Source organism: uncultured Sutterella sp. (assembly GCF_937923675.1).
In the GTDB taxonomy this organism is placed as follows: Bacteria; Pseudomonadota; Gammaproteobacteria; order Burkholderiales; family Burkholderiaceae_F; genus Sutterella.
In genome coordinates this window covers 88,153-99,098 of sequence record NZ_CALDXB010000061.1, presented here as the reverse complement: position 1 = coordinate 99,098, position 10,946 = coordinate 88,153, and the positions used below count along the sequence as shown (strand labels likewise).

Sequence of the window (10,946 nt, the reverse complement as noted above, 5' to 3'; positions counted from 1 at the left end):
GCTGAAAATCAAAAGATTCCAGCTGAAATTAGAAATTAATGTGCGTCAGCCCTGGCTCGCGCGGAATCATCTTCCCGTTGTAGTGCTTCGTGGTGTAGCGCTCTTCGGCAAGACGCAGAAAGACATTCTTTTCCATTTTTATTGAATCTCCAAATCATTGGGAAAGGATCGAGAGATGCGGGGGCCGCGCGGAAAGCGCGCCCGTAGTCCCCGATCCCGGATGTAGAGAAGACTAGCAAACCTTCGGTTTGTTCGGCATCGACCAATCGGGGTAGCTGAAGCACTTTTCCGCAACATATTGTGTTTGAGGAGAGGCGCCGTCTCTCGAAAAAATGCAAATCCGAGAGCCTTATCCCTATGAAGCGCATAAGAAGGCCGCTTTCGGGCGCCTTCCTTTTGCGATTCATTGCTTCTTCACGCGCGTGCTTTGCTAGACTTCTCGCCAAATTTTTTCGCGGCGACTCAAAAGTCCCGACGACGGACATTTAATAAAAGAGAGAACTGAAATGAAGACTCCTATTCGCGTTGCTGTAACCGGTCCTGCCGGCAACATCGGCTACTCCCTCCTTTTCCGCATTGCTTCCGGAGCGATGTTCGGCGCTGACCAGCCCGTCATCCTGCAGCTTCTCGAACGCAACAATCCCGACAGCCAGAAGGCCGTGAAGGGCGTCATGATGGAGCTTGACGACTGCGCCTTCCCGCTTCTCGCCGGCGTCGTCAATTCGAGCGACCCGAAGACCGCCTTCCGCGACGCGGATGTCGCGCTCCTCGTCGGCGCCCGTCCGCGCTCGAAGGGCATGGAACGCGCGGATCTTCTCGACGCCAATGCCGCGATCTTCGTTGAACAGGGCCGCGCCCTCAACGAATCCGCGAGCCGCGACGTCAAGGTGCTCGTGGTCGGCAACCCCTGCAACACCAATGCCTGGATCGCCATGAAGAGCGCGCCGTCGCTGCCGGCAGAAAACTTCACCTCGATGCTGCGCCTCGACCAGAACCGTCTGATGGCTCAGATCGCCGCCAAGTCCGGGAAGACCGTCAACGACATCGTGCATCCCGCCGTCTGGGGCAACCACTCCCCGGCGATGGTGCCGGACCTCGAGCATGCCGAAATCTGCGGCCGTCCCGCCCTCGAAGGGATCGACCGCGCCTGGTATGAGGAAACGCTCATTCCGACCGTCGCGAAGCGCGGTTCGGCCATCATTGAAGCCCGCGGCGCGAGCTCCGCAGCTTCCGCCGCCTCTGCCGCGATCGACCACATCCGCGACTGGGTGCTGGGCTCGGGCGAGCGCTGGGTGACGATGGGCGTGCCGTCCGACGGCTCCTACGGCGTCCCCGAAGGCCTCGTCTTCGGCTTCCCCTGCGTCACGAAGAACGGCAAGTATGAAATCGTGAAGGGTCTTGAGCTCTCCGACTTCATCCGCGCGCGCATGCAGAAGTCGATCGCCGAGCTCGAGAGCGAACGCGACCACGTGGCGAAGCTCCTCGCCAAATAATCCGCGCCTTCCGCGGCCAAGCGCGCTCCATCAGAGAGCGCGCTTCTGAAAAAGCGAAAACGCGCGTCACCGGGACAGACCACCGGACCTAAAAGTCCGCTCTGTCCCGTTTTTCATTTCCGGGTCTTCCCATGATTTCTCCCTGTCTTCACGCCGCCGCAGCCGAACTCGCTTCCCGAACAATTCCCGTGGAAGGCTTCCGGACGCCCCACATCGTGCTCGATACGCACATCGTGATGGAGTGCTTCTTCTGGAAGGACGGGAAGGCAATGCCGCTTAAGACGGCTATTGAAGCGGGCAAGATTCGTCTCGCAGCCTCACGGGACGCCTTCCTCGAGCTCGCGGGCGTACTCTCCCGCCCGCAGTTCGGCCTCTCAGAAGAGGAAGTGGAGGCGATCCTGCGGCACACGGCTCAATTCTCCGACTTTGCGTCGCCCGAGCTCCTTGAGAGCGCGGCGGGAGGGATCTGCGTGCGCTGCCGCGACCCCGAGGATCAGAAATTTCTGACGCTCGCGCAAGCGTCGAAAGCCCGGGCGCTCGTCACCCGCGACAGGCTTCTCTTCAAGGCGGCAAAGAAGCTGAGGCGCGCCGGCATTGAACCGGCCTCTCCGGAAAGCCTCCCGGAGATTCTTCCGGACCTCTTCGGCGCGCCGTAGCCCGGACTCTCGTACCGGTCAGTTACCGGAATACGTACCAGATCATGCTCACGACGGCGTTGAGAATCCAGAAACCGCATGCAATGAGCGCGACCCAGATAAGAAAGCGGATGATGCGTGGAGCCATAGCGCGCAAAAGTCCTTTGAAAAGCGTTCTGAAGAGCCGATTATCTTAGACCGCTCAACTGGGGATTTCACCTAGCTCATTCCGGGGTTATCAAAAAACCGCTTTTTCAGACATTTTCCACTGTAAACAGTGATTATAAAATTTCCATATATTTCATAAATCTATATAGACCATCCTACCCTATTCACGGGATTAGCAGAAAAGACTTGTTGCAATCGCTCCTCATAGAATTGTGTTCCGGCATCGCACATCAGCTGTGATTTTTTAGTACAGCTTTCCAAGGTGTGAATCGAACTGCCGTGATTCATCCATCAATAACAAAAAGCAAGCCTGCCGGAACGGACCGAAACCTCACCGGAGCCGTTCATTTTTTTGAGGGGCAGAGCCCGCGTTTCTGAGGAGTTATCTTTCAAATGCAAATGGACAACCTGACTACCCTTGTCCAGAGCGTCAACAGTCTGCTCTGGGGCATGTACTGCCTGATACCGCTGCTTGTGGGCACGGGCATTTATCTCACCATTAAACTGCGGTTCATCCAGGTCCGCCGCTTCGGCGACGCCTTCCGCCAGGTCTTCGGCGGCTTCTCGCTTTTCGGCTCCAAAGCCGGCAAGGACGGCATGTCGTCCTTCCAGTCGCTTGCCACGGCGATTTCCGCTCAGGTGGGTACCGGCAACCTCGCCGGCGTCGCCACTGCGATCGCCATGGGCGGCCCGGGCGCCATCTTCTGGATGTGGCTTGCCGCCTTCTTCGGCATGGCGACGATCTTCGCCGAAGCCGTGCTCGCGCAGGTCTTCCGCGCCCGCGATGCTCACGGCCAGATCATGGGCGGCCCGGCCTTCTACATCAGCCGCGGCCTCAACAACAAGCCTCTTGCCGCCTTCTTCGCCGTCTCGATCATCATCGCGCTCGGCTTCATCGGCAACATGGTGCAGGCCAATTCCATCGCCGACAGCGTCTACACGGCCTTCTCGGTGCCGCAGTGGGCGACGGGCATCTTCGTCTTCGCGATCGCGGGCTTCATCTTCATCGGCGGCGTGCGCCGCATTGCGAGCTTCGCCGAAAAGATGGTTCCCCTGATGGCGGTCGTCTACATCGTGGGCTCGCTCACCATCATCTTCGCCAACTGGGAAATGATCATCCCGGCCTTCAAGGCGATCTTCGTGGGCGCCTTTGACCCGACCGCCGCGACGGGCGGCATCATCGGCGCGAGCCTGAAGGAAGCGATCCGCTACGGCGTTGCCCGCGGCCTCTTCTCGAACGAAGCCGGCATGGGTTCGACCCCGCATGCGCATGCGCTTGCCCGCGTGCAGCACCCCTGCCAGCAGGGCCTCGTCGCCTACGTCGGCCTCTTCTTCGACACCTTCATCGTCCTCAACATGACCGCGCTCGTCATTCTCGTCACGGGCTCGATCGACGGTTCGACGACGGGCATCGCCCTCACGCAGAAGGCCTTCACGGACGGCCTCGGCGCGATCGGTCCGGGCTTCGTTGCGGTCTGCCTCTTCTTCTTCGCCTTCACGACGATCGTCGGCTGGTACTTCTTCGGCGAACAGAACGTCAAGTACCTCCTCGGTCTTCGCTGGGTGCCGAGCTACCGCGTGCTCGTCCTCTGCTTCCTCATGCTCGGCTCCTTCCTCCATGTGGGCCTCGTCTGGGAGCTTGCCGACTTCTTCAACGGCATCATGGTGATCCCGAACGTGATCGCGCTCCTTGCACTCTCGGGCCTCGTCACCAAGGTGCTTAAGGACTACGAAGGGAAGTTCCTCGTCGGCGAAACGCCTGAATACGGCGCCCTCTCGCCCTCGCGCGGCGAGCCGATCGACCTCGCGCCCGAGAACGAAGGCGAACGCCGCCGCTTCCGCCTTCGCCGCAGAAACCGTCATGTGAATCTCGACGAAATGGATCAGCTGAAGGAAGAAGGCCTCGACCGCTTCTGATCAGAGATTCTGCTGAGAACCACTTAAAGGAAGGGCCGCATTCCCAAGAATGCGGCCCTTCTCTTTTGGGAAAAAGGAAAAACCGAATGCGGCTCAATGCGGGATTAATCCATATCGCGCGGGTAGCCGAACTTCACCCAGACGGGCGTGAGGTCCTTCGGGAGCGCGGGCTGCATGCCGGGAGAGGGGCGTGCGGACCTTGGAGAATGCCAGTCCGACCCCGTGCTCGCGAGGAACCCCATGTCTCGCGCCTTCTGCGCAAAGATGATGTCGGTCGCTCTCGACTGCGAGCCTGATGTGACCTCAATCGCCTCGCCGCCCGCCGCCTTGAAGTCCTCAAGGAGCTGGTCGCTCATCCAGTCGGCCGAGAATTCATAGCGGCCGGGGTGCGCGAGCACCGCGACGCCGCCTTCCTCGCGGATGAAGCGCACCGCGTCGACGGTGGCCGGCCACTCCACCCGCGCGTAGCCCGGGCGCCCGGGCTTGAGGTACTTGTCGAAGGCTTCCTGGTAGTTCTTCACGTGGCCTTTTTCAAGAAGCCAGAGCGCGAAATGCGTGCGCGAGAGCGAGGTCGAATTCTCCGCATAGTGGAGCGCCCCCTCGAGCGCGCCGTGAATCCCGACGCGCGCGAAGTTTTCGTCCATGGCGCGGCCGCGCTCAACGCGCTTCATCTGAGTGCCCGCGACGAATCCGGCAATCCCGGGACTATCCGGATCGAGACCGAGCCCCACCACGTGAATGCCCGTTCCGCCCCAGAGGGTGGAGAATTCAATGCCGGGAATGAACGCGATTCCGAGGCGCTTCGCCGCAGCCTCCGCAGCCTTTGTTCCCGCCATGGTGTCATGGTCGGTGAGGCTCATGAGCTTCACGCCGTTCTGAGCGCAGAGCTCCGGCAGGGCTTCCGGAGGGAGCTGCCCGTCCGAAGCGTTGGAATGCATATGGAGATCTACTGACATCGTTTTGTATCCGCTCGCAGAAAAACGCAAGAGAGTATTGCTTCTTCAAGTCTACTTTGACGGCGATCCCGCTAGAATCGCGGCCATCAGGAAACTTTTTTAGGATATTTAACTTCAAATGGACGCTCTTCAGAAGCTTCTTTTCGAACGCGCCAACGTGCGCGGTGAAACGGTAACCCTCGGCGACGAGCTCGCACGCGCCGTTGAACATCAGAATCTGCCCCTCGCCGCAAGGCGCTTTGCCGGGGAGCTCGCCGCCGCGGCGCTCCTTTCTGCCGGCGCCCTTCAGTTTGAGGGCACGGTTGCGCTTCAGATCGAGGGCGACGGCCCCATCCGCCGAGCGCTCGCCGAGGTCCGCCAGGGCTTCACCTTCCGCGTGATGATTCAGATGCGCGGGGACGCGGGCGAAATCGACCCCAACGCCGATTTGACGACCCTCGTAAACCAGACGGGCAAGGGCCGCTGCGCCTTCATCCTCGACCGCGCCAACCGGCCGGCAGAGGAAGCGCCCTATCAGGGCATCGTGCCGCTCGAGGGGAAGACCTTCGCCGAGGCGCTTGAAAACTACTTCGACCGCTCCGAACAGGTGGAAACGAAGCTTGCGCTCGCCGCCGACGAGCATGCTGCGGGCGGCCTCTTCCTTCAGAAGCTCCCGGGCGAAGGCGGAAAGCTCCCCAAGGACTTCGACCCCGAAGGCTGGAACCGCGTGAAGATGTTCGCCGACACGGTAAAGAGCGAAGAACTCCTCACGCTCGCTCCGGAAGACATCAACCGCCGCCTCTTCTGGGAAGAGTCGCCGCTCGTCACCTTCGAGACCACGCCGAAATTCGCCTGCACGTGCTCGCCCGAGCGCTTTGACGGCATCGTGCGTTCGCTCGGCGAAAAGGAAGCCATGGCGATCGTGGAGGAAACCGGCGGCATCGACATCAGCTGCCGCTTCTGCGGAAGCAAAAAGCACTACGACGCCGTCGACGTGAAGGCGCTCTTTGCAAACGCCTCAGGCCCGCACGAGGCCTGAAGCAGAATGGATTAATCGCGCCGGTCGCGGGCCCTCGGCGCCCGCAGGTTCTTCGGCGCGTGATAGAGATCCGACTTCTTGGGCTCAAAGGTAGGCTTTGAGCCCGCTTTTATATCGGGCGCATCGACATTTGGCATCGACTCGATGGCGTTCGTCTTCTTCTGCGCTTCTTCAGTCGTTTCGATCCGGAAGAGCACCTCATTGGGCCGGATCATGTTGAGGTCGTTTCTCGCGTGCTCCTCAATCGCGTCCTGATTGGAGACGAGAGAGGCGTATTCGGCCGCGAGCGCCTCGTTGCTTCTCCGCAGCTCCTCGTTCAGGGCCTGCTGCTGTCGCAGGCTCTCGCGCATTTCCTCAATATGGTCCCAGCTCGCCTTCCCCGCCCAGATCTGGTACTGGGCAAAGCAGAGACCGAAAAAGAGAATGAAGATGAAGAAGCGAACCATCGGTAAAAAAACGTGAGGATCCGACAGAGAGGGAATAGAAAACGGGCGCCGCAGAAAAGCCCTGAGGGTCATTTCTGCAGGACGCCCGCTTTTTTTGTCGTCAGCGTGTCCGCTAGCTTAGCAACTTAGCCGCGAAGCTGGTGGAAAGCACGGCGGCCCGGATAGCAGGCGACGCCTTCGAGATGCTCCTCAATGCGAAGGAGCTGGTTGTACTTCGCCATGCGGTCGGAGCGGCTCATCGAGCCCGTCTTGATCTGGCCGGCATTGAGGCCCACGGCGATGTCGGCGATGGTGCTGTCTTCCGTTTCGCCCGAGCGGTGCGAGATGACGGCCGTATAGGCGGCGGACTTCGCCATGTTGACGGCTTCGAAGGTTTCCGAGAGCGTGCCGATCTGATTCACCTTGATGAGAATCGAGTTGGCGATGCCGCGGTCGATGCCTTCGCGCAGAATCTTCGGGTTCGTGACGAAGAGGTCGTCGCCCACGAGCTGAACCTGATTGCCGAGCGCGGCGGTGAGCTTCGCCCAACCTTCCCAGTCGCCTTCGGCCATGCCGTCTTCGATCGAGATGATCGGATAGCGGCCGCACCAGTCAGCGAGGACGCCGATCCAGTCGTCGGCCGTCAAAGCGTCGCCCGAGGACTTCTTCATCACATAGCGGCCGTCGTCGAAGAATTCCGACGAGGCGCAGTCGAGCGCGAGGCAGACGTCGCGGCCCGGTTCGTAGCCGGCGGCGCCGATCGCGTCGAGAATCAGGTCGAGCGCTTCCTCGTGCGAGCCGATCGTGGGGGCGAAGCCGCCCTCGTCGCCGACGGCGGTCGAGAGGCCGCGGCCGTTGACGAGCTTTTTGAGGGCATGGAAGGTTTCCGCGCCGCAGCGAAGCGCTTCGCGGAAGCTCGAGGCGCCCACCGGAACGATCATGAATTCCTGCAGGTCGAGGTTGTTGTTCGCGTGCGCGCCGCCGTTGATCACGTTCATCATCGGGACGGGGAGCGTCACGGCGCCCGTGCCGCCGAAATAGCGGTAGAGCGGCAGGCCCGTTTCCTGAGCAGCCGCGCGGGCGACGGCCATGGAGACGGCGAGGATGGCGTTGGCGCCGAGACGGCTCTTGTTTTCCGTGCCGTCAAGGTCAATCATCAGGCGGTCGATGAATTCCTGGTCGGAAGCTTCAAGACCGATCACCGCATCGGCGATTTCGCCCGAAACGTTGCCCACAGCCTTGGTGACGCCCTTGCCCGAATAGCGGGCAGGATCGCCGTCGCGCAGCTCAATCGCTTCGCGAACGCCCGTCGAGGCGCCCGAAGGCACGGCAGCGGTGGCGATGCAGCCGCTTTCAAGCCAGACTTCGGCTTCAACCGTCGGATTGCCGCGGCTGTCAAGAACCTCACGGCCGATCACATCGATAATGGCGCTCATTGATTTACCTCTCAGAGAAAAGCCCTGCGGGGGAGCTCAACGCATTGATTGCCCGCAGGAGAAGAAAAATGGGGAAAGATCAGGCGAAGTTTTCTTCAAGATAGGGACGCGCCTTCACGATGCGGTCTATCTCGACGAGTTCGGAAAGAAGCTCCTTCATGCGGTCGAGCGGCACGAGGTTCGGGCCGTCCGAAAGCGCCTTTGCGGGATTGGGGTGCGTTTCCATGAAGAAGCCCGCAACGCCCACCGCGCAGGCCGCGCGCGCAAGCACCGGAACAAACTGGCGCTGACCGCCCGAGGAAGTGCCGTTGCCGCCGGGAAGCTGCACGGAGTGCGTGGCGTCCATGACGACGGGAGCATGGGTCGCGCGCATGATGGCGAGCCCCCTCATGTCGGAAACGAGGTTCCCGTAGCCGAAGCTCGCGCCCCTCTCGCAGCACATGAAGCGGTCGGGGTCAAGCCCCGCATCGACCGCAGCCGCGCGCGCCTTCTCGATCACGTTCACCATGTCGCCCGGAGCGAGGAACTGGCCCTTCTTGATGTTGACGGGCTTTCCCGACTGCGCGCAGGCGACGATGAAGTCGGTCTGGCGGCAGAGGAAGGCGGGCGTCTGAAGGACGTCCACGGCGGCGGCAACCGCCGGAACCTCGGCTTCGGTGTGAACGTCCGTGAGAACGGGAACGCCCGCGACCTCGCGGACCTTCTTCAGAATCTCAAGACCCTTTTCCATGCCGAGGCCGCGGTAGCTCTTCCCGGACGTGCGGTTCGCCTTGTCGTAGCTTGCCTTGAAGATGTACGGGATGCCGAGGCTGCCGGTGATTTCCTTCATCCGGCAGGCGATGTCGATCGCCATCTGTTCGCCCTCGATGACGCAGGGGCCGGCAATCAGAAAGAACGGACGGCGGTTGCCGACCTCAAAACCACAGAGCTGCAAGATGAATCTCCAGAAAAGGGATCCGGGACTTCGCGCCCGGAAGAAGTGAAAGGCGGCGCTTCATCCTTGAGGACAAAGGCCGCCTTCGCTTCAGAGTACTGATTGCGGGAGGCCTTTACTTGCCGGCCTTCGCTTCTTCGGCATGCTTCACCGCAGCTTCAATGTAGGCCTTGAAGAGCGGATGGCCGAAGCGGGGATTCGACGTGAATTCCGGATGGAACTGCACGGCGAAGAAGAAGGGATGATTCGGGAGCTCCATCATTTCCGGGAGATGTTCGCCCGGGGTCTTGGCGGAGATCACCATGCCCTTTTCCTCGAACTGAGCAACGTAGGAGTTGTTCACTTCGTAGCGGTGACGATGGCGTTCGGCAACGACGTCGCCGTAAATCTTGTGGCCGAGGGTGCCGTCGGCAACCGGAACTTCCTGACGGCCGAGGCGCATCGTGCCGCCGAGGTCCGAGGACTCGTCGCGGCGCTGCACCTGGCCCGAGCGGTCCTTCCATTCGGTAAGAAGCGCAACGACGGGGTGCGGCGTGTTGGGATCGAGCTCGGTCGAATTGGCGCCGCCCAAGCCGCAGACGTGACGGGCGAATTCAATCACCGCGCACTGCATGCCGAGGCAGATGCCGAGGAAGGGAATGTTGTTGACGCGGGCGTATTCAATCGCCTTGATCATGCCTTCCGTGCCGCGCTTGCCGAAGCCGCCCGGAACGAGGATGCCGTCGAGGCCCTTCAGAAGGTCGGTGCCTTCTTCCTCGATCTTGGTCGAGTCGATGAGGCGGGTCTTCACGCGGGTATCCGTGTGGATGCCGGCGTGGATGAGCGCTTCGTTGAGGGACTTGTAGCTGTCGGCGTAGTCGACGTACTTGCCCACCATGCCGATCGTCACTTCGTGCTTCGGGTTCTTGAGGCGCTCGACGATGTTCTGCCAGGCGGAGAGGTCGGCGGGCTTGGTTTCAAGGCCGAGCTTCTTGCAGACGAGTTCATCGAGGTGCTGCGCATGGAGCATGAGGGGCACTTCGTAGATGGTCGAGGCGTCAGCAACGCTGATCACGCAGTCCATCGGAACGTTCGCAAAGAGCGAAATCTTCGCGCGCTCGCCTTCCGGAACCATGCGTTCGGCGCGGCAGAGGAGGATGTCGGGGTAGACGCCTTCCTCGCGGAGCTTCTGCACGGAGTGCTGCGTGGGCTTCGTCTTCAGTTCGCCGGCCGACGCAATCCACGGGCAGAGCGTGAGGTGAATGAAGCAGGTGTTGTTGCGGCCGACGCGGAAGGACATCTGGCGGACAGCTTCCACGAAGGGGAGCGACTCGATGTCGCCCACCGTGCCGCCGATTTCGACGACGCACACATCGGGCTTGCCGTCCCAGGTGGACGCCGCGCCGCGGGCAATGAATTCCTGAATTTCGTTCGTGATGTGCGGAATCACCTGAACGGTCTTGCCGAGATACTCGCCGCGGCGTTCCTTGCGCAGCACGCTCTCGTAGATCTGGCCCGACGTGAAGTTGTTGGGCTTATGCATCTTCGTCGAGATGAAGCGCTCGTAGTGGCCGAGGTCAAGGTCGGTCTCCGCGCCGTCTTCCGTCACGAACACCTCGCCGTGCTGGAAAGGAGACATCGTGCCCGGGTCCACATTGATGTAGGGATCGAGCTTGATCATCGTGACCTTGAGGCCACGGGATTCGAGGATTGCCGCAAGCGAAGCGGCGGCGATGCCCTTGCCGAGAGAGGACACAACGCCGCCGGTGACAAATACGTACTTGGTCATGGTTCCAACCGAGAGGAAAGACGGAAACTGATGAATCCGGGATTATAAGCGGGAGAGGCAAACCGAACGGGACATTTTGCTTAGCGCGAACGCGACCCGCGAATGCCGCTCCTGTGATGGGAAAGGCCCGATGCCGCCTCATGAAGCGCCTTTGCCTTAATTCTAAGGAAAAGCACCTAGATTGCACAGCGTCGGA

9 protein-coding genes are annotated in these 10,946 nt (G+C 61.0%); 4 read left to right on the top strand and 5 right to left on the bottom strand.

Going from position 1 to position 10,946, the window contains the following annotated elements:
- Positions 1 to 506: 506 nt before the first annotated feature.
- The 3 genes from Q0106_RS07630 (at position 507) to Q0106_RS07620 (ending at position 4,213) form a co-directional block, all read left to right on the top strand.
- Complete coding sequence (locus Q0106_RS07630; protein WP_297611107.1) at positions 507 to 1,493, top strand: malate dehydrogenase; 987 nt, start codon at positions 507 to 509, stop codon at positions 1,491 to 1,493.
- 131 nt (positions 1,494 to 1,624) lie between these two features.
- Positions 1,625 to 2,149, top strand: a complete 525-nt coding sequence (locus Q0106_RS07625) for a putative toxin-antitoxin system toxin component, PIN family (protein WP_297611105.1) — start codon at positions 1,625 to 1,627, stop codon at positions 2,147 to 2,149.
- A gap of 540 nt (positions 2,150 to 2,689) precedes the next feature.
- Positions 2,690 to 4,213, top strand: a complete 1,524-nt coding sequence (locus Q0106_RS07620; RefSeq protein ID WP_297611102.1) for a sodium:alanine symporter family protein — start codon at positions 2,690 to 2,692, stop codon at positions 4,211 to 4,213.
- Between the two features lie 104 nt (positions 4,214 to 4,317).
- On the opposite strand, the gene Q0106_RS07615 is transcribed toward Q0106_RS07620, so the two are convergent.
- Positions 4,318 to 5,169: a PHP domain-containing protein gene (locus Q0106_RS07615; protein WP_297611099.1), complete on the bottom strand. Its 852-nt coding sequence runs from the start codon at positions 5,167 to 5,169 to the stop codon at positions 4,318 to 4,320.
- Between the two features lie 118 nt (positions 5,170 to 5,287).
- Between Q0106_RS07615 and Q0106_RS07610 the strand changes: the two genes are divergently transcribed.
- Positions 5,288 to 6,187 carry an Hsp33 family molecular chaperone HslO gene (locus Q0106_RS07610; RefSeq protein ID WP_297611096.1) on the top strand — a complete coding sequence of 300 codons (900 nt, stop codon included), beginning with the start codon at positions 5,288 to 5,290 and terminating at the stop codon, positions 6,185 to 6,187.
- 11 nt (positions 6,188 to 6,198) lie between these two features.
- Here Q0106_RS07610 and Q0106_RS07605 read toward each other — a convergent pair whose 3' ends face one another.
- The 4 genes from Q0106_RS07605 to Q0106_RS07590 form a co-directional block, all read right to left on the bottom strand.
- Entirely contained in the window at positions 6,199 to 6,633 is a 435-nt protein-coding gene (locus Q0106_RS07605; RefSeq protein ID WP_152158851.1) for a septum formation initiator family protein, read from the bottom strand.
- A 125-nt stretch (positions 6,634 to 6,758) separates the two neighbouring features.
- Positions 6,759 to 8,048 carry a phosphopyruvate hydratase gene (gene eno, locus Q0106_RS07600; protein ID WP_297611092.1) on the bottom strand — a complete coding sequence of 430 codons (1,290 nt, stop codon included), beginning with the start codon at positions 8,046 to 8,048 and terminating at the stop codon, positions 6,759 to 6,761.
- Between the two features lie 79 nt (positions 8,049 to 8,127).
- Complete coding sequence (kdsA, locus tag Q0106_RS07595; protein ID WP_152158853.1) at positions 8,128 to 8,982, bottom strand: 3-deoxy-8-phosphooctulonate synthase; 855 nt, start codon at positions 8,980 to 8,982, stop codon at positions 8,128 to 8,130.
- A 115-nt stretch (positions 8,983 to 9,097) separates the two neighbouring features.
- The gene (locus Q0106_RS07590; RefSeq protein WP_295488950.1) at positions 9,098 to 10,750 is read right to left on the bottom strand and encodes a CTP synthase; all 1,653 of its coding nucleotides are present in this window, start codon (positions 10,748 to 10,750) and stop codon (positions 9,098 to 9,100) included.
- Between the last annotated feature and the right edge of the window lie 196 nt (positions 10,751 to 10,946).